At 67.5% G+C, this 24469-nt stretch carries 21 protein-coding genes and 3 pseudogenes; 12 read left to right on the top strand and 12 right to left on the bottom strand.

Annotated elements, in window-relative coordinates; all coding sequences use genetic code 11:
• Positions 1–275, bottom strand: a pseudogene (locus ACWDA7_RS35165) (hypothetical protein); the annotation flags it as partial.
• A 305-nt stretch (positions 276–580) separates the two neighbouring features.
• Between ACWDA7_RS35165 and ACWDA7_RS35160 the strand changes: the two are divergent.
• A complete protein-coding gene (locus ACWDA7_RS35160) occupies positions 581–1159 on the top strand; it encodes a hypothetical protein (RefSeq protein ID WP_450609751.1) in 579 nt (192 codons plus the stop codon).
• Positions 1160–1251: 92 nt separating this feature from the next.
• On the opposite strand, the gene ACWDA7_RS35155 is transcribed toward ACWDA7_RS35160, so the two are convergent.
• Positions 1252–1653 (bottom strand): DUF5133 domain-containing protein, encoded by a 402-nt coding sequence (locus tag ACWDA7_RS35155; protein ID WP_450609750.1) that lies wholly within the window; start codon positions 1651–1653, stop codon positions 1252–1254.
• A gap of 1291 nt (positions 1654–2944) precedes the next feature.
• On the opposite strand from ACWDA7_RS35155, the gene ACWDA7_RS35150 reads away from it, so the two are divergent.
• From ACWDA7_RS35150 to ACWDA7_RS35140, 3 genes are read left to right on the top strand one after another with little or no spacing between them, the layout of a single operon-like run.
• The gene (locus ACWDA7_RS35150; protein ID WP_450609748.1) at positions 2945–4165 is read left to right on the top strand and encodes a macrolide family glycosyltransferase; all 1221 of its coding nucleotides are present in this window, start codon (positions 2945–2947) and stop codon (positions 4163–4165) included.
• A 3-nt stretch (positions 4166–4168) separates the two neighbouring features.
• The gene (locus ACWDA7_RS35145; protein ID WP_450609746.1) at positions 4169–4657 is read left to right on the top strand and encodes a hypothetical protein; all 489 of its coding nucleotides are present in this window, start codon (positions 4169–4171) and stop codon (positions 4655–4657) included.
• A complete protein-coding gene (locus tag ACWDA7_RS35140; RefSeq protein WP_450609744.1) occupies positions 4654–5652 on the top strand; it encodes a hypothetical protein in 999 nt (332 codons plus the stop codon). Before ACWDA7_RS35145 ends, ACWDA7_RS35140 begins: the two co-directional genes overlap by 4 nt.
• A gap of 88 nt (positions 5653–5740) precedes the next feature.
• On the opposite strand, the gene ACWDA7_RS35135 is transcribed toward ACWDA7_RS35140, so the two are convergent.
• Positions 5741–6670, bottom strand: a complete 930-nt coding sequence (locus tag ACWDA7_RS35135) for a UTP--glucose-1-phosphate uridylyltransferase (protein ID WP_450609742.1) — start codon at positions 6668–6670, stop codon at positions 5741–5743.
• A 689-nt stretch (positions 6671–7359) separates the two neighbouring features.
• On the bottom strand, positions 7360–7746 hold the full coding sequence (locus tag ACWDA7_RS35130) for a cupin domain-containing protein (protein WP_450609753.1): 387 nt from the start codon (positions 7744–7746) through the stop codon (positions 7360–7362).
• A gap of 270 nt (positions 7747–8016) precedes the next feature.
• Between ACWDA7_RS35130 and ACWDA7_RS35125 the strand changes: the two genes are divergently transcribed.
• From ACWDA7_RS35125 to ACWDA7_RS35115, 3 genes are all read left to right on the top strand, one after another.
• Complete coding sequence (locus ACWDA7_RS35125; RefSeq protein ID WP_450609740.1) at positions 8017–8781, top strand: SDR family oxidoreductase; 765 nt, start codon at positions 8017–8019, stop codon at positions 8779–8781.
• A 120-nt stretch (positions 8782–8901) separates the two neighbouring features.
• A complete protein-coding gene (gene aceE / locus ACWDA7_RS35120) occupies positions 8902–11553 on the top strand; it encodes a pyruvate dehydrogenase (acetyl-transferring), homodimeric type (RefSeq protein ID WP_450609738.1) in 2652 nt (883 codons plus the stop codon).
• Between the two features lie 114 nt (positions 11554–11667).
• A complete protein-coding gene (locus ACWDA7_RS35115) occupies positions 11668–12414 on the top strand; it encodes an SDR family oxidoreductase (RefSeq protein WP_450609736.1) in 747 nt (248 codons plus the stop codon).
• Between the two features lie 170 nt (positions 12415–12584).
• Here the strand turns inward: ACWDA7_RS35115 and ACWDA7_RS35110 are convergent, their stop codons facing one another.
• Positions 12585–13160, bottom strand: a complete 576-nt coding sequence (locus ACWDA7_RS35110; RefSeq protein ID WP_450609734.1) for a hypothetical protein — start codon at positions 13158–13160, stop codon at positions 12585–12587.
• 71 nt (positions 13161–13231) lie between these two features.
• Positions 13232–14437, bottom strand: coding sequence for a S8 family serine peptidase (locus tag ACWDA7_RS35105; protein WP_450609732.1), 1206 nt, complete (start codon positions 14435–14437; stop codon positions 13232–13234).
• 584 nt (positions 14438–15021) lie between these two features.
• Here ACWDA7_RS35105 and ACWDA7_RS35100 point away from each other — a divergent pair.
• Positions 15022–15216 carry a DUF6444 domain-containing protein gene (locus ACWDA7_RS35100; protein ID WP_450609731.1) on the top strand — a complete coding sequence of 65 codons (195 nt, stop codon included), beginning with the start codon at positions 15022–15024 and terminating at the stop codon, positions 15214–15216.
• 314 nt (positions 15217–15530) lie between these two features.
• Here ACWDA7_RS35100 and ACWDA7_RS35095 read toward each other — a convergent pair whose 3' ends face one another.
• The 3 genes from ACWDA7_RS35095 to ACWDA7_RS35085 form a co-directional block, all read right to left on the bottom strand.
• Positions 15531–16331 carry a crotonase/enoyl-CoA hydratase family protein gene (locus tag ACWDA7_RS35095; protein ID WP_450609729.1) on the bottom strand — a complete coding sequence of 267 codons (801 nt, stop codon included), beginning with the start codon at positions 16329–16331 and terminating at the stop codon, positions 15531–15533.
• Positions 16332–16510: 179 nt separating this feature from the next.
• On the bottom strand, positions 16511–16948 hold the full coding sequence (locus tag ACWDA7_RS35090; protein ID WP_450609727.1) for an acyl-CoA thioesterase: 438 nt from the start codon (positions 16946–16948) through the stop codon (positions 16511–16513).
• A complete protein-coding gene (locus tag ACWDA7_RS35085; protein WP_450609725.1) occupies positions 16945–17112 on the bottom strand; it encodes a hypothetical protein in 168 nt (55 codons plus the stop codon). Before ACWDA7_RS35085 ends, ACWDA7_RS35090 begins: the two co-directional genes overlap by 4 nt.
• A gap of 703 nt (positions 17113–17815) precedes the next feature.
• Here ACWDA7_RS35085 and ACWDA7_RS35080 point away from each other — a divergent pair.
• Positions 17816–18418: pseudogene (locus ACWDA7_RS35080) on the top strand (IS256 family transposase); the annotation flags it as partial.
• A gap of 173 nt (positions 18419–18591) precedes the next feature.
• Here ACWDA7_RS35080 and ACWDA7_RS35075 read toward each other — a convergent pair.
• Both ACWDA7_RS35075 and ACWDA7_RS35070 read right to left on the bottom strand, forming a co-directional pair.
• Entirely contained in the window at positions 18592–19056 is a 465-nt protein-coding gene (locus ACWDA7_RS35075) for a S8 family serine peptidase (RefSeq protein WP_450609723.1), read from the bottom strand.
• A gap of 1018 nt (positions 19057–20074) precedes the next feature.
• On the bottom strand, positions 20075–20515 hold the full coding sequence (locus tag ACWDA7_RS35070; protein WP_450609721.1) for a hypothetical protein: 441 nt from the start codon (positions 20513–20515) through the stop codon (positions 20075–20077).
• Between the two features lie 408 nt (positions 20516–20923).
• Between ACWDA7_RS35070 and ACWDA7_RS35065 the strand changes: the two genes are divergently transcribed.
• The gene (locus tag ACWDA7_RS35065; RefSeq protein ID WP_450609719.1) at positions 20924–21775 is read left to right on the top strand and encodes a trypsin-like serine peptidase; all 852 of its coding nucleotides are present in this window, start codon (positions 20924–20926) and stop codon (positions 21773–21775) included.
• Between the two features lie 229 nt (positions 21776–22004).
• Here ACWDA7_RS35065 and ACWDA7_RS35060 read toward each other — a convergent pair whose 3' ends face one another.
• Positions 22005–22553, bottom strand: coding sequence for a GNAT family N-acetyltransferase (locus ACWDA7_RS35060; RefSeq protein WP_450609717.1), 549 nt, complete (start codon positions 22551–22553; stop codon positions 22005–22007).
• A gap of 521 nt (positions 22554–23074) precedes the next feature.
• Here ACWDA7_RS35060 and ACWDA7_RS35055 point away from each other — a divergent pair.
• A complete protein-coding gene (locus ACWDA7_RS35055) occupies positions 23075–23869 on the top strand; it encodes an alpha/beta hydrolase (protein WP_450609715.1) in 795 nt (264 codons plus the stop codon).
• A gap of 326 nt (positions 23870–24195) precedes the next feature.
• Positions 24196–24469, top strand: a pseudogene (locus ACWDA7_RS35050) (IS200/IS605 family accessory protein TnpB-related protein); the annotation flags it as partial.

Below are 24469 nucleotides of genomic sequence, written 5' to 3'. Positions count from 1 at the left end.
TATGCGCCAGGAGCGGATCTCCTTGCCCATTGCCTTGATCGCGTCCTTGCTGAGCCGGCCTGGGAGAGCTGCCGGATGACCTGGGTGACGCCCTCGACGACATCGGAGTCGCCGTCCGGGCGGTGGGTGTCGGAGAAGCGGGTCACGCAACCGGGTATGAAGAGCCTGGTGGCCGCGAGGACCGCGGCACCGAGGGACGTGCGGACTCCGTGATGCGCCCACGCCCCGCCATGCTGGCCGAAGGCGGTGACGACCACGGCGACCGTGTGGGGCACGTAGCGTCATCGCTGCAGGTGAGAGCCCTCCAACCCGACTCAACCTGCACCAGGGCCTCGCCGACGCCCACCCACTGCGATGAGGGAACCCCTCTCTTTTGGGTCTTGCCGCTGCATTGCTGAACTACGTCAGCGCGGCACCGTCCGCCAGACCGGATGCGACCTCGCCGTACTATGAAATGACTGTCAACAGTCTTCGCGGCGCAGCCGTACGTCGAGGCGTTGCCCCCGTGCCGTGCAGACAGCAGGGCGATTCACCATGACCGGCGGTTTGCTGGACCGGCAGGTGTCAGCAGAAACAGGCAATGATGAGCGAGCAGAGCAACCCCACTGCCCCCGCCGGTACGACGGCCCGCGAACTCTCACTCGACGGCTCCACGCTGCTCCGCCGCCGACGCCGGGTTCTACGGCAGCTCGGCTTGTGCGTGCTCGTGCTCGTGCCGTGGACCGTCTACCTGGCGGTGTCGCTGCCGGATCGCTTTGAGGCCCGGCACTGGCCCTGGGTGTGGGTGGGCTTCGACGTGATGCTGCTCGTGACACTGGCCGGTGCGGGAGTGGCGGTGTGGTTGAGACGCCAGGTCCTGGTCCCGTTGTCGTTCGTGGCAGCCACGCTCCTCCTCTGCGATGCCTGGTTCGACATTTCCCTGAGCTGGGGAAAGGAGGATGTGTGGGCGAGCGCCGCCTCGGCCGTGCTGGTTGAGCTGCCTCTCGCCGTCCTGCTCATCTTGCGGGCGCGACGGGTGCTGAAGATATCGATGAGGCTGGCCTGGCAGCGGCTCGGCCTGGCGGGAGATCCTCCGCCGCTGCACAAAATGCCGTTGCTCGTTGCCGTGGCACCATCGCGGAGCAATGAGGCTGCCATGAACAGGGCCGAGGACGTCTGACGTCGCCAACGGCGACTTCGGTCACCACTCGCTGCTGAAGCTCCGCACGGACCTACACCGTGCCCAGGCCCCAATCCGTCATGCCGACCGCATCAAAGTTCCGCTGCTCCCTGTCCAGGGAAGGCCGGACGTCGTGTTCCCGCCTCCTCAGACAGAGGTGACCGCCATCGCAGACCGTGCTTGCCGTCCGGCTCCCTGACGCTCTCCCACTCGGTCCCGGCCACGAGCAGCGCGTCGGCGGCCTCTATGGCGTCGTGCACACGCCTGGTTCCCGTCATGACGCACAGCGTGTAGCTGACGTCCTCGAGCTCACGTACCCCTTCCGGCTTCTCGCTCTCGGCGAGCGCGATCTGCAGGGACGCGTACCGGGTGAGCAGCTCCCTGACGACCTTCGGATCCGGAACGAGCGGCACAGACAGGCCCTTTCTTTCCATCTCCGGGTCGAGTGCCCCGTCACGGGCGGGAGTCGGGTGCGCCGCGTCGGTGCCTGACACCTTTTGTACCTCCATGGTTGTGCCTGCATGGGTGGATGTCCGTTTGCCGGGCGGTCGGTTGTTGTCCCGGCATCTCACGCTCGGCGGCTGCAGCGTCCGTGCATTCGGGGCTCCTTGCCTCGCAGTGAAAGACCAGAAGCGCCCAACGTCTGTGACGGACAACGCTTCTACAGACCAGCAGCGCGGGCGACGGTGCCCAAGACGGCCGGCGCAGACCAGGGTGTCGGCGCGGAGTTGATGCTTGCCGTTCCTGAGACTCCCGCGTCGAGACTTCCGCAAACGTTCCCGCAGATGGCCGGGCGTCGGCGCCGGGAAGAGATGGACGGTGCTGACCCACCCAGGCCCAAGGAATTCGCGAGGCACCGTGACGCCTCCCGGCCGGCGAACGCGGTGCGTTTGACCGATCTCAATGACGCTGTCACACATCACACTGATGAACAGTGTCACACATTGGGTCGCAGTCCGGTCCTGGTTGGGTGCGAGCCCGATGGGTGATGAGTGAGGTGGATCATGAGGGTCACATGTCGCCGGAGACCAGCCTCTTCGGCAGGTTCTGGCTTCGGCGGAGGCGACTCGGAGAGTGGCGTGGCCATGCGGAGCGTCGGGCATGAGGACAGATGCGGGGACGTGTCTCCTTTCGCCGTGGTCGACCGGAGGCCCGGCGGCGAGCCTGTGCGCACTCCCCCGCCCCGTCGCAGTCGTGGTGAGCGCGGGTGACGCGCTCGGAGCGGCTCATGTCGGTGTTGGATACGCACTGGAGCGGCGCGCTGTCGTGCCGGACGTGATCATCGAAGCCTCGGTGGGTGCCCTCAACGGGCCCATCGCGGCCGCCCACCCCAACAGGCCCGCGCCGCGGCTGGACCACGTGCGGACCCAGTTGCGTGGCCGTGAGGTGTATCCGCTCGGCTACCTGCCGTCGCGGATAGAGCAGGCTGTCGGTCCCGTTCGCCGTAGTGGCCATGGACCTGGTCACCGGCGCTCCGATGCTGCTCGACCACGGAGACCTCGAGCCCGCGCCGCCGGCCAGCGCAGCCATCCCCGGGATGCCACCCCCGGTGGATCGTGGAGGCCGAACGCTCATCGACAGGGCGGCCGGCGTGGTGGTGGCACTCGGCCCGGGGAACTCACCCTTGCGCCCCGTCGAACCGCGCCGACGTGCCGGTGCGACGCCGCCAGGACCGGACGACGGGCTGCGTATCAGTGGGCCGGGCCTGTACCGGGCCGACGGCCCTTCGGCGGCATCCGCCAGTCCGGGCAAAGCATCCACTTCTTCTCTACGGGGGGTCGGTCTGTGAGTACCATCGCGTTCCTCAACATCGCCATGCACGGGCACGTCAACCCGACGCTGCCGGTAGTGGCCGAACTCGTTCGGCGCGGCCACGCCGTCACCTACCACACCACGCCCGCGTTCCGAGAGGAGATCGAGTCCGCCGGCGCGACGGTATGCCTCTACCCCGGAGGTGACCAGCCGCTCCCCGATCCGCCGACGCCCGTCACGTTGATCGAGGCGCTCGCACGCACCGCCGTCCGCCTGCTGCCCGCGGTCCTCACCGACCTGCGCCGCGTCCGGCCCGACTTGGTCGTCCACGACGGCTCCTGTCTGTGGGGCGCGGTCGCCGCCCGCGAACTCAAGGTGCCGGCGGCAGCGTCGACCACCATGTTCGCGTACAACCGGCACGTGCCCAGTCCCACCCGCGCCTCGTGGGAACTGTTGGCCGCGGCGGCGGCCCGACCGCGCAGCCTCCAGGGCTACCTGCGGTCGCGCTGGGAGTTGCACCGCCGCTTCGACGCGCGTCAGTTGCCACTGGTCGATGTGGTGAACATCCGCCAGCCGCTCAACCTGGTCTACACCTCGCGGGCGTTCCAGCCTGCCGTCGAGGATTTCGACGAGTCCTACCGTTTCGTCGGCCCGAGCATCGGCGCCCGCCCCGTCGACCCGTCGTTCCCGGCCGATCGGCTGCGTGACCCGGTGCTGTACGCCTCGCTGGGCACGGTGTTCAACAACCCGCAACTGCTGCGTACTTTCGCCACCGCGCTCGCCCCGCTCGGCGGCACCGTGATCGTCTCCACCGGGCAGACCGATCCCGTCGCGCTGGGGCCCTTGCCACCCAACGTGCTCACCTGCCGTTTCGTGCCTCAACCGGAGGTGCTGGCACGCGCGGCGCTGTTCGTCACCCATGGCGGGATGAACAGCGTCAATGAGGCCATGTACGCCGCGGTTCCGATGTTGGTGGTCCCCCAGGGCGCCGACCAGCCGATGGTGGCCCGTCGCGTCGTCGAACTCGGCGCGGGCCTGACGATCCGTACCCAGGACGTCTCCACGGCTTCCGTGCGTTTCCTCGCCGAACGCCTGCTTCGCGGCCCCCAGTTCCGGGCAGCCGCGGCAACCCTGCAGGCTGCCCAGCACGAGGCGGGTGGATATCGGCGCGCAGCCGACGAACTCGAGTGGTACCTGGAGGCGGCCGGCTCGGCCGGTCGGCCGGCCCTCGTCGATCCGTCACAGCGAGGCTGACCGATGTCACACATCGTTGTCGTCCTGCTGCTGTTCGCCGGGGTGTCGGAGGCTGCCGGGCGCATCCTGCCTCTGGCGGTTCGCCGGCCCGGCATGTCGCGGACCTTCCTGGCCGGGTTGCTGCTGCCCGCCGGCCTCGTCGAGGGTGCCGTGTTCGCGCTGTGGCCGGCGACCGCGTGGAACCTGGCCGAGGTGGTGCTGTCCTCTCCCCCGCCCGGCGCGCACTTGGTGTGGACAGCGGGCCTGGTCGCCCCGCTGCTGCTCGCTGCCGTTCTTGCGTTCCCGTTGCTCGGGCCCCTGCTCCACCTGTTGCTCTTCGTGGGGGTCGGAGCGGGCCTGGCCGGCCCGCTCGCAGCGGCGACCGGCCTCGGCTGGTGGAGCGCCGCGGGCTACGTGGCCATCGCCGGGGTCGGCCTTGGTTTCGCTGTGGAGACCGTTCGGCGACTGGTCGTGAGGATCAGCGCACCCCGAGCATCGGAGTCCATCACATGAACGACTTCCTGCTCTGGGTCTGTGTGCTCGGGCCGGCTCTGCTCGCCGAAGGACTGCTGGCCCGCTACGAGGTGCTGGCCTACAGCGCCGGCTGGCGGGCACCTACCACCGAGCTGCCCAGTGGCATGCCCTACGCCCGCGGTGCGGCCGCTGACAGTCCCCCGGCCGCCTACCTGGTCTACCTGGACGGCATCGGGAAACGTCGCGTACGGGATACTCGGGACGGCGGCCAACTGGTCAAGGCCGTGATCGCGGGAGCGCCGGAGCTGCGGGTGCTGGGTCAGGTGCAGCCCTACTCGCCGCTGGCCGACCCGCTTGCCGAGCGGCCGGTGTGGGCGTGGCTGCGCCGCCACGTCGGGCTGCTGCTGTTCCTGCACAACGTCATGCAGGTCTTCGTCGCCGCCGACCACCGGTACCGCCCCCTCTACAACCGGGCCGTCGGCTTCCAGATCGCCACTCAGCTCCGGCTCGCCGGCTACCAGCCCGACAGCGGTATCCCCGTGGTGCTGCTCAGCTACAGCGGCGGCGCCCAGGTCGCCACCGGCGCCGTCGACGAACTGCACACTCAGCTGCACTCCCCGCTCGTACTGATCACACTCGGTGGGTTCCACAACGGCGCCAACGACCTCACCCATGCCGAACACCTGCATCGGCTCACCAGTGCGAGCGACCGGATCGAGCGCGTCGGCACCTGGATCTTCCCCCAGCGCTGGCGGTTGTTCCGCCGTAGCGGATGGAACCGCGCGCGACGTGCCGGCAAGATCACCATGCATCGGCTCGATCCTGCCACCCATCTCGGGCCGCGTAGTTACATCAGCCCGGAGGGACGGCTGCCCGATGGCCGCAGCTACCTCGACCGTACGACCGACACAGTGATCGCACTCATCCGCGCCCACCACAGCACGACCGCGGCGACAGACACCCCGGTGCCGGGAAGGTCTTTGCCCCAAGCGCGCAGCGGGCATGGCTCGCCGTCGAGGTCCGCTCGAACCTGACTGTGCGAGAACGCGTTGAGGTACCACGAGGTGGTTGCTTCTCTCGGCTGCTCGCTGGGCGCGGGCGGCCGAGACGGACAGCGGTGGGTCAGGGGTTGGTCACCGCCCGGAGGGCGGCAGCACGGTCGCCGTCGAGTCCGGCAAGCAGGCCTCGCAGACGGGGGCCGTACTCGGGGTGGGCGAGGGCGAACGCCATCTGGGCGACAAGGTAGTCGGCCGGGTTGCCGGTGTCGTACCAGCGGCCCTTGATGACCTGTCCATACACCGCGCGAGTGGAGGCATAGGCGTTGATGGCGTCGGTCAGGTAGATCTCGCCGGTCCGGTGCTCGTACCAGCGGCGGGTCTGCTCGCGCAGTTCGTCGATGATGCCGGGGGTGACGACGTAGCCGCCGATGGCCGCGTACGACGACGGGGCGGCAGCAGGCTCGGGCTTTTCGACCAGGCCGGTGATGCGCAGTTGGCCGTCCCCGAGGTCTTCCTTCACGATCGGTACGCCATAGCGCTGGGAGTCGGAGGGGTCCATCGGTATGAGGGCCAACACCGGGCAGCCGGTCTGCTCATACGCGCGCATCAGCTGCTGGGCGCGGGGGACCTCGGCCACGAAGACGTCATCGGGCCACAGCACCAGCACGGGCTCGTCGCCGAAGGCACGGGCAGCGTTCAGCACGGGGGTGCCGTTGCCGTACGGGCCGTGCTGGTCGAGGTAGGTGATGTGGCCCTGGCCGGCCAGTTCCGCGACCTCCTCCACCGCGTCCGCGTAGGCCGTCTTGCCGTCTGCGCGGAGTTGTTGGACGAGAGCGGGGTTGGGGCGGAAGTGGTCCTGGATGAGGCTCTTGCCGCCGGAGACCACGATGGTGATGTCGGTGATGCCGGAGTCCACCAGCTCGCGCACGGTGTGCTCGATGACCGGCTTGTCGCCGACCGGCAGCATCTCCTTCGGTGTCGCTTTCGTCAGGGGCAGCAGACGGGATCCGAGGCCAGCGGCGGGGATCACAGCCCTGCGAATCGTCGGGGCCATCACAACTCTCGGTCGATCGGCACCGCACCGGCCGGCACGGCACGTGTTGACGCCCAGGTCCGCGCTTGTGGCCGGCGCCGTCGTCGGCCGCCACGGTACCCGGGACGGCACCGGAACGGCCACCGTCCGGTGGGCGGCCGAACGCCCCTTCGGCCCGGCTGTGTGGCTTCCGTTCCTTGGGGCTGCCCGTACCAAGTGGTGGCGTTCGACGCGCTCGAACCCTCAGGACCAGGCGTGTGCAAGGCGTGACCGGCGTGGACCGCGGCCAGGCTCTCACGTCCCGAACTCGTCGACGAGCGGGCCGTCCAGGCCATCGCGGCCACGCCCGCGGCGGACACCGGACTCCGTACCGCCGCGACACGTCGCGGCCTGTCACGCCGACTGATCGCCGACAAGGGACACCACAGCGCCGCGGCCGCGCACAAGACCGCTCGCAGGCATCCACGCGCCCCAGCACCGCGCCAGGGGGGACATGACCGTGGCCAAGACTATGTGCAGGAGACCGTCGATCCGCACGCGTCACCCGCAGCTGCGCGGCAGAACGTGATGCCGCAGGTCGTGAAGGGCTGCGGCCACCAACAGCACGTCAGCAGGGGTAAACGACGGTTGGGGCGCTCCTGCGTCTTGTGCCCTGCCACGGAGCGCCGTTGCTTCGGGCTGCGCCGACCTCGTCGGCAAAAAGCCGCAGGTCAGTTCGCGGGGCGCGGAGCACGCAGATGGGCCCGCTCGGCCAGTTCCTTCTCGTCGACCAGCGTGAGCATCGGCCGGCCCGGCGCACAGAGCATCGTGACGACGAACCGGCACGGCACATCGGCTCGGGCGTTGCCATCCTGGTAATGGATCACGTCTCCGCCCGGCTCCCAGAAGGTCTCGCCGGCCTTGACGATGCGTTCCGGCTCTCCCTCCAGTTCGAAGCGCACCTCGCCCTCGATCACGTATCCGAAGGCCGGCCCCGTGTGACGGTGCGGAGGCGTGCCGGAGTCACCAGGTGGCCACTCGATCAGCACGGTCATGCCCGAGGCGCCCTCGGGGATATGGGGCGGCTTGGCGTCCTGCAGCATCTTCGCCGCGGTCATCCACGTCCCGGAACGCGCCTTGTCGTCGCTCACGCCCGCTGAGTCCTTGGTTGACACTGTGCACCTCCGTTGGTCGTCGCCCTGACGGGACAGCGTTCTTCATTTCTGGCTCTCGGCACGGCTGTTCCTAAGGGCGACCGAGAACAGGCGACTTATGTGACAGAGGCCGCCGCTTTCCGACTGCTCCCATCGATGTCACAACAGTGGTGCAAGTCCTGTCGATGTAGTGCACGTGTCTGACTTCGGCGTCACCAGACGCACACAGGGGCGATGAGCCCTCTGGGAGGGATTCACATGAGAGTCGTTGTCGCGGGGGCTACCGGATTGATCGGCTCCAGAACGGTTGCCAGGCTCCGTGACCATGGAGTGCAGGTCGTGCCCGTCTCACGCCGCCATGGCGTCGACCTGATCACGGGTAATGGTCTCGACGAGGCCTTGCGGGGGGCCGAGGTGGTGGTGGACGTCACCGATGCGCCCGTGCGCACCGAGGAAGCCGGTCTGCATTTCTTCCGCACCGCTACGACCAACCTCCTGGCCGCGGCGGCCTCGGCGGGCGTGGAGCATCACGTGGCCCTGTCGGTGGTGGGGGCCCAGCGGCTGCGGTCGGGCTACTTCCTCGCGAAAGAACTCCAGGAATACCAGGTACGAAAGTCTCCGGTCCCCCATTCGATCGTGCGTGCCGCGCTGACCTTCGAGACCCTCCAGGCCATCGCTGTCGCGGACTCCAGCCCGGACGGGGTCCACGTGGCGCCCGCGCTGGTCCGTCCGGTGGCGACGGACGACGTCGCGGCCGCGGTCGCGCATGTCGCCGTGGGGGTGCCGCTGCTCGGTACGCACGAGGTGGCCGGCCCCGAGGAGTACCACCTCGACGACCTCATGGCGAAGCTCCTCGCCGCCGATGGTGACGACAGAAGTGTGGTCACCGATGTGCGCGCCAGACTCTTCGCCGCCCTGGTGGGCAAAGGCGCGCTTCTGCCCGAACCGGGCGCCCACATCGGTCCCACGACCTTCAGCACGTGGCTCGCGCAGCGCTGACGCGCGCGGCCGCGGCGGCGGCTTCCCGGCGCACATCTCTTACGGGCGGCCGCCACAGCGCACTCGTGGCCGCAGCCGCCGTCCGCCTTCACCTCCCCACGCCTTGACAGGAAAGCCTCGATGAGTGAGCTCGACCAGATACCCGACCGTGACGCCGAGGAGACGAGGGAATGGCAGGCCTCCCTCGAGGCTGTCATCAGGCATGCCGGGCCCGAGCGCGCCGTGTACCTGCTGCGGCGCGTGCACGAGTACGCGGCCAGGTCCGGAGTGGCCCTCCCGGGGCTGCTGGCCTCGGACTACATCAACACGATCCCGGCGTCGTCCCAGCCGGTCTTTCCGGGCGATCTCGCCATGGAGTCGCGCATCACCGCGCTGAACCGGTGGAACGCCGCCGCGATGGTCACCCGCGGTTCCCGTCTGGGTCTCGGAGGCCACATCGCGACCTACGCGTCTGCGGCCTGGCTCTATGAGATCGGGTTCAATCACTTCTTCCGGGGCAAGGACGGGGACGGCTCCGGGGATCAGCTGTACTTCCAGGGGCATGCCTCGCCCGGCATCTATGCGCGGGTGTTCTTGGAGGGGCGGCTGCGCGAGGAGCAGTTGGACGGTTTCCGCCGGGAGGCCGACGGCCACGGCCTGCCGTCCTACCCACACCCGAGGCGCCTGCCGTGGCTGTGGGAGTTTCCGACCGTCTCCATGGGGCTCGGCCCCCTCTCCGCCATATACCAGGCCAGGTTCAACCGCTATTTGCACGACAGGGGAATCAAGGACACTTCCGGGTCGCGTGTATGGGCCTTCCTGGGAGACGGGGAGATGGACGAACCCGAGTCGACGGCCGCACTGGCGCTCGCCGCCCGCGAGGGTCTCGACAACCTCACCTTCGTCATCAACTGCAATCTTCAGCGGCTGGACGGTCCCGTGCGGTCGAATTCCAAGATCGTGCAGGAGCTCGAGGCCCGGTTCCGCGGTGCGGGCTGGCACGTGGTCAAGACCCTGTGGGGCGAGGCCTGGGACCCCTTGCTCCGGCGGGACGCCGACGGCTCCCTCGTACACCGCCTGGGCGAGATACCCGATGCCCAGTTCCAGACCTACGCCGCACGGGACGCCGCCTACATCCGCGAGCACTTCTTCAGCGGCGATACGCTCTCCGGCATCGCCGCCGGTCTGAGTGACGCGCAGCTCACCGACCTGTTCGCGAACTCCCGGGGCGGGCACGAACCTCTCAAGGTCTACGCCGCCTACCGGGCCGCGGTCGAGCACCGGGGCGAACCCACCGTCGTCCTCGCCCAGACGGTGAAGGGACATACGCTGGGTGCGGGCTTCGAGTCACGCAACGCCAACCATCAGATGAAGAAGCTGACGATGTCCCAGTTCCGTCAGATGCGCGACGCGTTGGAACTGCCCATTCCGGACAGCGCGTTGAGCGGGGATCTGGTGCCGTTCTGGCACCCTGGTGAGGACTCGGAAGAGGTCCAGTACCTGCGTGAGCGGCGTGCTGCTCTGGCAGGCCCTGTCCCGGTGCGCAGGGTGGTGGCCAAGCCCCTGAAGCAGCCACCGTCCGGCCCCTTCGAAGCCCTCCGGAAGGGCTTCGGCAAACAGGAAGTGGCCACCACCATGGCTCTGGTCCGGCTGGTCAAGGACCTGATGCGCGACGAGGAGACGGGGCGACGCTGGGTGCCCATCATCCCCGACGAGGCGCGGACGTTCGGCATGGAGTCTCTGTTCCCGACGGCCGGGATCTACTCGCCGCTGGGTCAGAACTACGAGCCGGTCGACGCCGACCAGCTGCTGCGCTACAAGGAGGCCAAGGACGGCCAGCTCATCGACGAAGGCATCACCGAGGCCGGTTCGATGGCCGAGTTCACCGCCGCGGCGACGTCGTACGCCACGCATGGCGAACCCATGATCCCCTTCTACATCTTCTACGCCATGTTCGGGTTCCAGCGAACAGGCGACCAATTCTGGGCCCTGGGGGACCAGATGGGCCGCGGCTTCGTCGTCGGAGCTACGGCCGGCCGTACGACGATGACCGGCGAGGGGCTGCAGCACGCCGATGGGCACTCTCACTTGCTGGCATCCACGAATCCGGCCGCCGTCAGCTACGACCCCGCCTTCGCGTACGAGATCGCGGTGATCGTCAAGGAAGGGCTGCGGCGGATGTACGGCGACCAGCCCGAAGACATCTTCTACTACCTGACGGTCTACAACGAGCCCAAGCTCCAGCCGGCCATGCCCACCGGGTCCGCGGTCGAGGAGGGGATCGTGCGGGGCATGTACCGGTTCCGGCGGGCGGAGCCCCACGACGCCGGACCGCGGATCCAGCTGCTGGCCTCCGGAACTGCCATCCACTGGGCGCTCAAGGCCCAGGAGCTGCTCATGTCCCAGTGGAATGTCCACGCTGACGTCTGGTCAGTGACGTCCTGGACGGAGCTGCGCCGCGACGCGCTGAACGCCGACGCGGCGCGGCGGCGGGGTGAGGAGCGCGTCCCGTATGTGACGGAGGCGCTGTCGGGTACGCAAGGGCCCGTCCTGGCGGTCAGCGACTGGATGCGACAGGTGCCCGATCAGATCAGCCAGTGGGTCGATCAGGATTACTCGTCACTGGGAACGGACGGCTTCGGACTGTCGGACACCCGTGACGCCGTGCGCCGTTACTTCGGAGTCGACGCCGAGTCCGTCGTAGTGGCCGCCCTGGACCAGCTGGCGCGGACCGGCGCCGTCGATCCGGACACGGTTACCCAAGCGCGCGATCGCTACGACCGGCAAGGGTGACCACGTTGCCGACGGCATGACGCGCCAAAAGCGAATCATGAAAACCGCGTCACAAGGAGAACGGCTCTCCTGTCTCTCCTAGTACAGGCCGAAAATCTTTGAGAGGAACCCGTTATGAAGGTAGTAGTGATCGGTGGGACGGGGCTCATCGGCTCCAAGCTGGTCGGAAAGCTCAACGAGCATGGGCACGAGGCGGTCGTGGCCGCACCCACCACTGGCGTCAACACTCTGACGGGTGAGGGCCTGGCCGAGGTCCTGAAGGGCGCGTCGGTCGTGGTCGACGTGTCCAACTCCCCCTCGTTCGCTGACGAGGCCGTCATGGACTTCTTCCGCACCTCCACGACCAACGTCCTCAAGGCTGAGGCCGAGGCCGGCGTGGGGCACCATGTGGCACTGTCGGTGGTCGGCACCGAGCGCCTGCAGGAGAGCGGGTACTTCCGCGCCAAGCAGGCTCAGGAAGAGCTGATCAAGGCGTCCGGAATCCCCTACTCCATCGTCCACGCCACCCAGTTCTTCGAGTTCATGAAGGCGATCGCCGACGCGGCCACCGACGGCGACACCGTGCGCCTGGCCCCCGTCAAGATCCAGCCCATCGGCTCCGACGACGTGGCCGCGGCCGTCGGCCGCGCCGCGGTCGATGCGCCGGTCAACGGGGTGGTGGAGGTCGCGGGCCCCGACGCGTTCCAGCTCGACGAGCTCATCCGTGCGGCACTCGCCGCCAAGGACGACCCCCGCACGGTGGTCGCGGACGAGCACGCCCCCTACTGGGGTGCCAAGCTGCAAGAGGCCACGCTCCTGCCGGGTCCGGACGCGCACATCGCCGAGACCAAGTTCGCCGACTGGCGCGCGCAGCAGCAGTAAGTCCTGCCGGGGTCCCTGCCGATCGGCAGGGACCCCACGGTGCTCCGACCACAGGTTCGTCTCACCGATTGAGCGGCCGCGACCTCCTGCCCCACGCCGGCTTCGCATCGGTGACAAGTCCTCGGGGCACAGCGCCGGTTGCCGTGCAACCGGGTCTGCGCCTCACATCATCAGAAGGCTTCCTCGCCCTGCCCGAGGCCGAGTCCGGTGGTCCAAGAGGTGAACGAGACGCCCGTCTGGTAGACGTCGCTGACGCCTGGCACGAAGAAGTACGTGCTGCGGCTGGTGTGATCGGGCATGCCCAGCGTCATGGAGCTGACCTTGAGAGTGTGTTCGGGTGTGTCGGGGATGTTGTAGATCGCGGTGGTGTGCAGCGGGGAGTCAGGCCTGAGCACAAGGGTGCCGCCGCGCCCGTTGACGGAGACCGGGATCGGCTTGGTCTGGTCCGCCGGTCCGGTGAGGGATATCAGCGGGGTGTCTTTGAGGGTGCAGGTGATGCCGTCGTGGGCGAGCACGGTCAGGTCGAAGCTGCGTCGACTGGTGCCCGCGGTGTAGCCGCCGAAGTAGAACGAAACGTCATCGATGGTGCAGGGACGGATGGTCGCCGCGCCTGCGGCCGGCCGTTGGGCGGTGCTCTTGTCGGCAGACGCCCAGCTGCCGATGGTGGCGCTTGCCACTGCCGCAGCACTCAGCAGGATCGCGATGGCTGTCGCGCTGATGGCCGCCGCGCGAGTTCTCAGACGCATGAGGTGCCTCTCTTATGGAACGAAGGTGGTCTGTGGGCTGCCGGAACCGGCTCGGTCGCAGGGCGGGATGGTCAGAACGCGCCCAGGCCGTGCGGAACTCCGAGACCGGTCGGTCCGTCCCAACCCGGACCCGCGTTGCACAGGGCGGCACTGACGCCGGGGTAGGAGGCGCACTGGTGGTAGGCCTCGTTGTTGCCGCTCGTAATGTCCGTGAAGTCGGCAGCCGGTGCGCTGTAGAGGCTCTTGGGCCCGTTCACCGCGGAAAGGTGTCCGGCACGGGCGAACAGTCCGGCCACGTAGGGCGCGGACGCGCTGGTGCCGCCGGCCACCACCCAGTTGTTCGGCTCCCCGCTGCTGGGAGCGTATGTGTCGCGAACCGCCACACCGGTGGCGGGGTCCGCATCCGCGGAGATGTCGGCCGCGGCGCGGTGACCACCGCAGGAAGCCGTGATCCTGGCCGGCTGGCCGATGGCAGCGGGGAAGACGGACTCGCAGCCGCTACCTGCGGCATACCACGCGCTGGCCTTGCCGACGGTGGGCAAGGTGACCCCGCCCACGCTGATCACCGAGGGCAGGTTGGACGGCCAGGCCTGGTGAATGCCGCCGTTGAAACCCTCGTCGCCGGTCGACGCGGTGATGGCCACGCCCGTGTGGTCAAAGGCGGAACGGCGCGAGCCATGGGTGTTCTGGACATCCGCGGTGTAGCCGTAACTCACGCTGACTGCCGAAGCGCCGGCGGCCACCGCGGTGTTCACCGCTTTGGCGAAGTCATCGGTCGAGACATCGTTGTTGTCCTGAGCATCCTGCCAGGGGACGGAAACCTCCAAGAGGTGGCAGGTGGGGCAGGCCGCGGAGGCCATGTCGAGGTCGAGCGCGGTCTCGAGGGCCACCTCCTCCTCCACGAGCTTGCCCTGCGCTCCCGTTTGCGGAGCAGGCTGCTTCCCCCCGGTGTAGTTCTCCAACTTGAGGCAGCCGGACGCCGTGGTGCAGGCGGGCAGCCCGAACGTCTTGCGATATACGGCCAGGTCCTTTTCCAGAGTCGGATAGACGCCCGCGTCGATGATGGCGATGGTCCGGGTGCTGTTGGAGGCGGCAGGCAGCCCGTAGGCCTTCTGCAACTCGGCGGGGCCATAACCGGCGGGCGCGGCCGAGCGCAACGGAGTACTTCCGCTCGTGCCCTCGGTGACGACCCTGGCGTGGCACTGAGGACAGACAGTCCGTGTGGCGTGATGCTCAAGCAGCGTTCCGTCGATCACCTCCTTGTGCACGCGGGCCACGCTCTCTCCGGAGTTCGCCGTCCCGGCCGGCCGCGTGATGCCGGGCCCAGGTGTCGCGGGCCCAGGTGTGTCGGCAACCGCAGACGACGAACCGATACCGGTTGCCACCAGGGAGCCCGCCACCAGAGCGACGAGCCCGAACGCACCTCCCACCCACCGCGTTGACGACTCCAACATCCGTATCCGTCCTCTGTGTCTCACGTGCCCTCAATCCACTCGGGGGTTTGCCGCTGTCGGCCCCACGACACGAAGAGCCCTTGGCGAATCGTTCGATGATGCAATCCCCGGATCGGTTGTGTGGCCTTGATCACGCCGAAAGCCGCACAAACTATGGCGAAATAACGGCCAGTTGAGACCGGTATGGCTCTGTGCAGGAGTACGGTCACTCACTGTGTTCACGGTCAGGATGCAGCGTTCAAGGTGCCCCGGTGAGAAATGGCTTGTAGCCGACAGTCGAGAACTCGGGCCTTACGGGCCGCCGTTATGTGGCGCGCCGATGCGGGCGGCTGAGAGTTCTTCGCGGCTAGGCGCTGAGCTGCTCCGCCTCTCAGGTCCGTGCGGGGCCGGCGGTCGCGCCGGGCGAGATGGCTGAGCTGCGGGCGGAGAACGCCGATCTCAAGCGGCGCCACGGAATGAGCTCGAAGAACTCCTCAAAGCCGCCGTCGAGTGAAGGTCCGGCCGAGTCGACGTCACTGCACAAGCCCTCCGGGCGGGGACCGGGCACATGGCAGGTCCGGCACAGTACGGGCCGCGTATCGGAGGACACCGCTCGTGGGTGACGGCCGACCAGGCAGAGCAGCGGGGGACGCTCGAGCTCGAAGCGTCTGCCGGCTTCGAACCTCGCCTCGTCCAGGAGCAGCATCCTTGAAGCGATCACGGGCTCGTCCGGGAGAACCATGCCGCCATGCTGAGCGACGGGGCCGTGGCCGACTACGGCATCAGGAGTTCGATCGGTACGCGGCAGTCAGGGATGCACGTAGTTCTCGGCGAAGCCATGTGCCCACGTACGCCTCGCGATCTCGAGCGGCAGGCAAAGTAGGGGGCGGCTCCGCGGTGGGCACGGCGATGCCCCTGCGGATGGCGGTGCGGGTCGTCAGCGGCCGGTGAAGACGGCGTCGCGGCGTTCGACGAAGGACCTTACGCCCTCAGCGGCATCAGCGGTGCTGAAGAGCCGGGCGATGTCGGGGCGCAGCTGGGCGATGGCCTCGGCATCACCCAGCTCGCGGGCCCGTTGGGCGGAGGCGAGAGCGGCGCGCACGGCCAGCGGTGCGGACCGCTCGCTGATGACGCGCGCGATCTGCTTGGCTCGCTCGATCACCGTGGCGCCATCGGCGAGGACTTCCTGGATCAGGCCGATGCGGTGGGCCTCGGCGGCGTCGAACTCTTCGCCGGTCAGGATCCAGCGCATGGCGTTGCCCCATCCCGCTTCGCGGGGGAAACGGAACGTGGCTCCGCCGAAGGGGTAGATCCCACGGCGGACCTCGAGCTGGCTGAAGCGGGCATCCTTGGCGGCCACGCGGATGTCGGCGGCCAGCAGCAGTTCGATGCCCGCGGTCATCACCCAGCCCTGCGCGGCTGCGACGAGGGGCTTGGACCACGTCCCGTCCCGTCGCCACGGGTCACGGCCGCCCTCCGGGACGTCGAAGTCACCCGAGGCCAGTTCGGCGCCGACATCGATCATGTCCAGCCCGCTGGTGAAGTGGTCGCCGTGGCCGAACAGCACCCCGCACCACAGGTCCTCGTCGGACTCCAGCAGCCCATAGGCCATCGACAGCTCGCTGATCATCTGCCTGGTGAAGGCGTTGCGCTTGGCGGGGCGGTTCAGGCCCATCAGCAGGACGTGTCCGTCCCGTTCGACGGTGATCGTGGCCGCGTTCGCAGACGTGGAACTCATGACTCCTCCAGTTGAGCGTTGGGACTCAGTTGAATACTGGGACGCATGCACGCTGATGGGTCGCTCATTTTGCGGGTGCCGACGATGAAGTCCTACGTCCGGCCGTGGCGATGCGATCTGCCTCCCCCTCGTGGTCCACGCGGCAGCCGGACTCAGTAGGGCGGACGCACCTCTCGCGATCACATCGGCCTTCTCAGTGCAGCGAGCCACTCCTCGGGCCAGGGCGTGCTCGCGGCACCGTTGAGGTGGTCCCGGTCGATGTGGGCGGTCACGTAGCGGCCATGCGCGGCCCGGCGACGCGGCCGCCCCGGGAACTCCTCGCCCCAGACCTCGAAGGCGAAGGTCATCGAGGTGGTGCCGATCCGTATCAGTTCCACGGCCGTGTGGACGTCCTGGCCGAAGTAGAGCGGTGACTCGAAGTCCACCTCGTAGTGGACGCGGGGTGCGACCGGGAAGTAGCCGTGGAGGCCCCTCTCGGCCATAAGCGAGGCCTCCGCGGCCTCCACGAAACGGACAATCGTACTGTTGTGGTAGATGCCCCCTGCGTCGGTGTCGATCCACTCGATTCGCGTCCGGTGGACTCCGACCGGGTTCTGGCGCTTGAGCCAGGTGGTCATGCGGGCACCCTGTCAGGACGCGGCGTCCACCGCAGGTGCCCATTGCCGGGGGCTCCCTCACACACCAGCGACAGCCGCAGCGGGATCTTGCCGGTGCGGAAGCTCGGCGGCTTGCGCCGGCCCGCCGCCCACTGCACCGGCCACTCCGCGCCGCTCCCGTGCATGTGCGCTCCTTGGGGTCGTGCCGACCTCGTGTCCAGGTCGGCTCTTGAGATCAAGCCTGTTTACTTCGGGCGGGGAACGGAATTATCGAGTCGCTCATGTCGGTGTGACCGCCCTGATCACACCAACATCTGTCGGTCGACTTCCGCCTGCTGTGAACCAGTGGCCGACCACGCTTGGCCGCTGCCGCAGGAGTGGCTCCGGCATGTTTTGAAGTGGATCACGGCAGTGTCGACAGGTGCCGGCAAGCGCCGGTCTTCCTCGAGTACGGCACCCGCAGACTCCACCTCACTGGCGTCACCGCCGACCCCTGTCCACTGGGAACAAGGTGATCGGCGCCCCCGCGAGGCCCTTGTTCCTGCAGCGGCGAGCCGCAGAGTCCTGCGCACCCGCTTCCGCGGTGGCCTGATCAGGGAGTACGGCCATCCCGCTTGACCGACCGCGCTGATCATTCGAGCCGCGCATCCTCGCATCGCCGCACCGCCGGCACTCCCACCGTTCAAGGCCCCCTCCGGGTGCCCGGGCCTCAGGCTGGCGTCGTACGATCGAGGCGGGTGAGCCGGGAAGTCTGGTCGGCGCTGGGTTGCGTCCTGAGAAGTGGTGTACGGGCTCCCACCTGATCCGGGCGTTGGCGAGTCCCGATCTGCTGCGCGCGATCGTCAAGACGTTCGCCGACGCGCTCATGTCCGCAGAGGCCGATGCCCTCTGCAATTCCTGCGCTCACTGATCGCCCGCGGCCTGTCCGGCGTCCAACTGGTCATCTCCGACGCGCACATGGGCCTGGTCAACGCGATCGGCGCCACCCTGCCCGGCGCGAGCTGGCAGCGCTGCCGCACCCACTACGCCCGGGCGCTGCTGAGCCAGGTTCCCAAGTCGGCCCAGCCGTGGGTGGCTACGCTGCTGCGGACCGTCTTCGAACAGCCCGACACCGACGCGGTCCAGGCTCAGATGCGGCCCGTGCTGGATGCCCTGGAAGCCAAGTTCCCCAAGGCCGCAGCCCACCTGGATGCCGCCCAGGGCGACGTGCTGGCGTTCACCGCGTTCCCGCGCGAGATCTGGCGGCAGATCTGGTCGAACAACCCGCAGGAACGGCTCAACAAGGAAATCCGCCGCCGCACCGACGTGGTCGGCATCTTCCCTGACCGCACCGCCCTGATCCGCCTGGTCGGCGCGGTCCTGGCCGAGCAGAACGACGAGTGGACCGAAGCCCGCCGCTACATGGGACTCGACCTGCTCGCCAAGACCCGCCTCCACCCGATCGAGTCAGAAACCCACGACACCGTCATGCCCACCGAACTCACCGCATAGCCTCACAACGAGATCACCGAGTGGCCGTCGATACACCACTCCCGCGGACGTGACCCACTCCGAACGCTTCGTACATCACCGGTGGAATCCGGAGTCGCAAGCGCGGGACGGCACCGCCGGGGCCTGCCCGGCGCCGCGCTTGACCGCCTTGGCGCCCTTCTGCGCGGTCCAGGTCATGCCACTGATGACCGCATCGTCGTAACAGGCGCCGTAGTCGTCGCAGACCTTGCCGCCAACAGCGAGGCATCGGGGGCCATGCCCTTGTACTTACCGCCCGAGGCCGCGCCGGTGCCGGTCATGATGGAGGCGGTGTGGGTGCCGTGTCCGTTGCCGTCCACCACCGTGCCGGAACCCGTGAAGTCCACGGCCGCGCCGTCGGCGACCTTGTCCTTGAAGTCCGGGTGAGCGGTGTCGTAGCCGGTGTCGAGGTCGGCGACGGTGACGCCCTTGCCGGTGGAGCCGAGGGTGCTCCACACCTCGGGAGCTCCGACGATCGCGGTGCTCTGGTCCAGGCTGACCCGGCTGCGGCCGTTGAGCCAGAGCTTGTTCAGCGGGCCGCGAAGACCCTGCGAGCCGGTGACGAAGCGCCAGAACATGGCGGCGTCGCGCTTGTGCGGGGTGATGGTGCCGCCGTGCAACACGGACAGGGTGCGGGTGACGGGCGTGCCGAACTGCTGGACCGCGGCGCGGGGCGGCGGCGGTCTTACCGTTTCGGCCGGCGTAGATGAGCCAGAGGGAGTCGCTCGACGCGTCGTCGTAACCGTCCTTGAGCAGCTCGGTCACATCGAAGAGGCGTGAGTCGAGTCGGCCGGCGGCCAGGAGAGCCTGTGCGTCCGACGGCACGACGGAGATGTGGTGGTCGGTGCCGTTCCAGTAGTGGGAGATCTCGAACCGGATGTCACTGCGTTTCGGACCTCGTTGCACGCTGACGGAGGGAACACCGCCGACGCCCTGGGCGACTGTCACCTTGTCGCCGGTGATCAGCGTGACGGTGCGGATCGGCTGGGCCCCTGCCGTACTCGTGGCAGGGGTTGCGGCGGGCGAGACTGTCTGTCAACCTCAGCCGTCCCCGGACCGCCTCGCACGGCCCAGAAACGGCCCAGCTCTTGGTTATGCCTACGTCAGTCGCCTTGCTCGACGCGACGAGCCTTCGCTCTGCCCCAGAGCACAAGCACCCCACCGAGCACGGTGACTACCAGGCCCACGCCGGCAAGATTTGCCCTCGTTCCGAAAGAGAACCCGAGGAGCGTCGGTCCGCCGTCCAAGACGAAGCCACCACCCATCGCCACCCAACCCCAGCCGACCATAGGCAATCCCGCATATGCCGCGTTTCCTCGGCCGTTCAAGGCCAACACGCCCAGGAGTACGAAACAAAAGCCGGGGACCAACATAAAGGAGGCAGACACGCGGGAACACTATCGCGCGGGCGGTGGAGTCCCAATGGCCCTGTCAAGCGCCGCTGCCCGGTCATGGAGCACGAGTTTGGAAGACGGCGTATGCAGATGGCGGTTGACCTGGGAAGTCCCTGACCCGGACTGGAGCGCGACTGGCATTGCGGCTCCCGTTGAGACCCCGGGAGATCCCGCCGGATCGGGCACGCAACAGGCACGGCTGGCGCTCGCGTGCACCTGAAATGGTTGGGGTGCGTCGGTGGTCTCAAGCGCGCCAGCGGTCCCAAAGTAGCCACTTCGTGTGCCGGGGCAGGTGATGACGCCAGAGCCAGAGAGGCAAACGCCGGTGCCGGACAAACGTCCAGAGATCGTCGTCGGCTTCGTTGCCCCTAGGGCGGGTTCGCAAGAGGGCCAGGCACTCGGCATCGACCGTGTGGTGAAGACGTGCAACGTGCGCTAGCGCGACCGTGCCCTGGCGACGCAGTTCTTCCGAGTCCGTGCGGAGAGCGCGGGCGATCCGGGGAAGGATGGCCACGGGATCGGAGTGATTGAGGGCAAGGCCGATCACGGCCACGCCGACGTGCGGCTCGCCGCGTTCGAAGGCCGCGTCGATTTCCTCTGGCTGGTCCATCCCGAGCAGGCCTGTACCGTCCGCCCAGTTGTAGGCCCCGTCAGGAGAACCTGTGTCTGCACCCTCGTATGTCACGCGCCGACCTTACGACTGGACATGTACCGCTGCGAGATCACTTCTTCCTGGGGCGGGGGCCGGGGCGGCTGGAGCCGGGGCGGCAGCCGCGGGCGCGGGGCACCCAGTGCTGTGGGGCCCAATGCGCCATCTCTGACCAGGGGACAGCCGTCGCCGTCTGTCGTCGTTGGGTGCCCTCGGGCGGCCCAGAGACGGCGCGAGAGCGCTCGCCCAGGGAGGGCGCTCGTGCGTTTGAGCCCCGTACTGGTGTTGTCGTCGGTCGGTCTGGGCATGGATTACACCCGCAATGCGCGGGATCCTTTACGGCAGTTGCTGCTACCGTAAAGGTCCGATGCGTATTCGAGTGGGGCAAAAATGGGAACCTCCTTTGCCGTAAACAGCTTCAATAGGCAACTTCTCTTCTGTACGGTGCGGATCGAAACGAGAGGGGTTCGCGGCAGGGGAAGCGGCACAGGTTTCATTTACACTGCCTCTCAAGAGGGTAATGCGTTTACGTTTGTGCTGGTTACGAATAAGCATGTGCTTGAGGGATTTGAGCGTTGCGCGATCTTCTTTATTCAGGGAGGCGGAGAGGAGCCCGACCTTGACACGCCCGCCATTGGTTACGATATCCCCTGTGATCCCGGCCCCTGGGTTGGTCATTCGGATAAGGATATCGACGTCGCAGTCATGCCTCTAGGCCCCGTCTTGGCTGAGCTCGCCAGGGGTGACAGGAGGCCGTTCTTTCGCACCATCCCGCCATCAGCGTGCCCTCCGAAGGAGGCGTTGGAGAATTTGGATGTGGCGGAACCAGTTACTTTCGTTGGTTATCCAAATAACCTGTACGACGCTGCCCATAACACGCCCATCCTGCGCCAAGGTGCCACCGCTACGCCGATTCAATTAAATTGGAACGGAAGACTGCAATTTTTGATCGATGCGTCAGTTTTTCCCGGGAGTAGCGGCAGCCCTGTATTCACCACGCTTCGCACCTCGTATTTTTCGGGGAATTCCATTCAGCTGGGCGCAAACACTCCTTACTTCCTCGGGATTGTTGCGGCTGTTTATCAGCGACAAGCGACCGGTGAAATCATCACGGCGGCGAATCGCCCTCAGGTTCAGTACAACGATCTGATCAACTTGGGCATCGTGTATAAATGGACTGCAATTGAAGAGGCTGTCGATCAGATGTGTGCAAAGTATGGCCTGACGAGAACTCGGCTTGATGAGGCACCGGAAAGTGCTGCCGAGATCGCCGAAGAGACCGCTGTCAGCGAGTAGTGATGTCGCTGGAGCCCTAGTTCGGCGGAGCGGCTTTGGGCTGGAGTTTCGATGACCGAGCCAAGGGCTCATAGAGCACTCGATCAGTTCTTCTGGAAGTTGCGGCCAGTCTGCCACCTGGCCCCCTGCACCATCCCACCCTTTTCCACCACCTGCACTGACGCCGATGCTGGTCGGTGTTGTCCGTCATCGTTGGTCATCACCGAACGACCCAGAGACGGCCCGGGACTCAACCGGCCGGCGTAACCGAGGACCACACGCCGAACCACTGCTCGGCGCCGTACTCCTCGAACCGCTCGACCGCGGTGAACCCCAGCTTCGCAGCGAGGCGCATCGCGCGGTCGTTGGCAGTCTGGGTGCAGAGCACCACCGGCTCGCTCGGAAGCGCGTCGGCGAACCAGCCGAGTGCCGCTGCGCACGCCTCGGCGGCGTATCCGCGCCCCCACGCCTCCGGCAGGAACATGTAGCCGGGCTCTCTCTCCCCGGCATCCGGACGGACATGACCCGGACGCTCTGCATCGCGCCGATCGAGCGTGATCATGCCGATCATCGCTCCGTCGAGATCGATCACGAAAAGGCCAGGGCGCCGCCCGGGCACCTCAGGCGCCGTACGTTCGAGCTCATCACGCGGTCGAGGGCCACCGATGTAGGTGCCCACCTCCGGTGAGGCCAACAACTCGATGAACGCGGCACGGTCCCGGGCCTCCGACTCGCGGAGCACGAGCCGTTCGGTCCTTATCGGGACAGGTGGCCAGGCAGCGGCTCCGAGTTCAGTCATGGCGGGCAAACTATCGCACGCCTGTGAGAGTGATCCGAAGAGAAAAGGCCTAGGTCGGCGGAGCTGCTTTGGGGCGAGTAATCATGGCCCCTTAAGCTTCCGGCGCGCCGGGCAGCCTGTGGACCTGCCCGTTGAAGCACGACGTTGGGGCCATGCTCTTCCAGGCTCGCCCCAAAGTGGCTGCCCAAAGCCTGGAGCCGACCGCCCCAGCCACAGAGGGGTGTCTCCCCCCTTCGTGCCCGCAGCTCGCCAGCGCGCCGCCGGCCGGGGCGCGCAGAGCGGTGTCGGCCACGGCGTCGAGGTGACGCACGCTGTGGCGGAGCGAGCCAGGCGGTGAGTCGGGCGTGGCCGCATCGCCGCCTCGCCATTGAGATGACTTCAAAACAACAAGCGGAGGCGGTGGGCATCAGCATCCTCTGTGCCACAAAGGCAATTTTTTTTCTGCCCTGGTGTCACAGTGCCGGGACCCCATCGGTCCTAAGTTCGACCGCCCATCGGTCCACTGCCTAAGGAGCACACTGATGCAACCCGACACCATCGTCCTCGTCCACGGCTTTTGGGTGACACCGCGGGCTTGGGAGAACTGGATCGCCCACTACGAGAACAAGGGCTTCCGTGTCATCGCACCGCCATACCCTGGATTCGAGGTGGAGGTCGAGGCCCTCAACGCCGACCCGGCCCCGATCGAGACTGTGACCGTTCCGGCGATCATCTCCAGCTTGGAGAAGCTGATCACGGGGCTGGACCGGCCACCGATAGTGATGGGTCACTCCGCCGGCGGCCTCTTCACGCAGATCCTCCTGGACCGCGGCCTCGGCACCGCCGGAGTGGTGATCAACTCCGCGCCCGCTGAGGGCGTGCCGGTCGTACCCCTGTCCCAGATCCGGTCCCTCTTCCCCGTCCTGAAGAACCCGGCCAACCGGCACCGCGCCGTCGGACTGGACTTCGACCAATGGCGCTACGCCTTCGCGAACACGTTTCCCGAGGACCAGGTCCGCACCACCTATGAGCGCTACCACATCCCCGCACCAGGCAGCATGGTGTGGAGCGGCTCGCTGGCCAACCTTCACCCCGGCCGCACCGACACGTACGTGAACTTCCACAACGCCGACCGGGCGCCCCTACTGTTCCTCTCCGGCGAAGACGACCATGTCATGCCGCCGAAGGTCCAGATGTCCAACGCCAGGCACTACAAGGCGGAGGGCACCACCACCGAGGTCAAGGTGTTTCCCGGCCGCTCGCACCTGATGGCCGTCCAGGACGGCTGGCAGGAGATCGCCGACTACGCCCTTGAATGGGCGCTCGCCCACTCCTGATACGGCAACCAAGGCCGCGCCGTCTGGCGCCTGGCACTGTGACCGCTCGCCCCACCTGATGGCAGGGAGCGAGCTGCTGATCCGGTTCCGCGAGCGCCAAGCCGAATCACACTGGAAAGCCCTCCGCTCCTACGGTCGGTGTACCGGACCGGACGGGAGGATTAGGAGCTGTTCGTTTTCGGATGTGCAGGAGTGTGAGTGAGTGCGCACGAGCATGTACTTGTTCGTGGTGTTGCAGCGCGCACGACCGCTTGGCGGGCATTGTCAGTGTCGGCCGGTACCGTTCTTCCTGTTGCTGATCAAGCGTTGTGGAGGGGGGTGCATCGATGCGTGGTGAGTCGTTGCGCACGATCGCTGCCTCCTTCGTGGCCGTCGGCCCGTCCGGCGTGGCGATCCGCACCCGCATCAAGGCCCTCACGCCGGACGACGACGACGTGTTGCGTCTGGTCGGCGCGCATCTGGGGTCGCTGGCCTCGAAGGATCTCAAACACCGGTGCGCTGAGGTCCTGGAGCACTCCGCGGATACGTGGGCCAGGCGCAAGCGGGCCCTGACCGACACGTCGTCCTCGCGGTGGGCCGGTTCGATCACGAAGGCCACCC

Source organism: Streptomyces sp. NPDC001156, from assembly GCF_053598275.1.
Note: the sequence above shows the minus strand (reverse complement) of the source record. Positions and strands in the feature narration are given on the sequence as shown.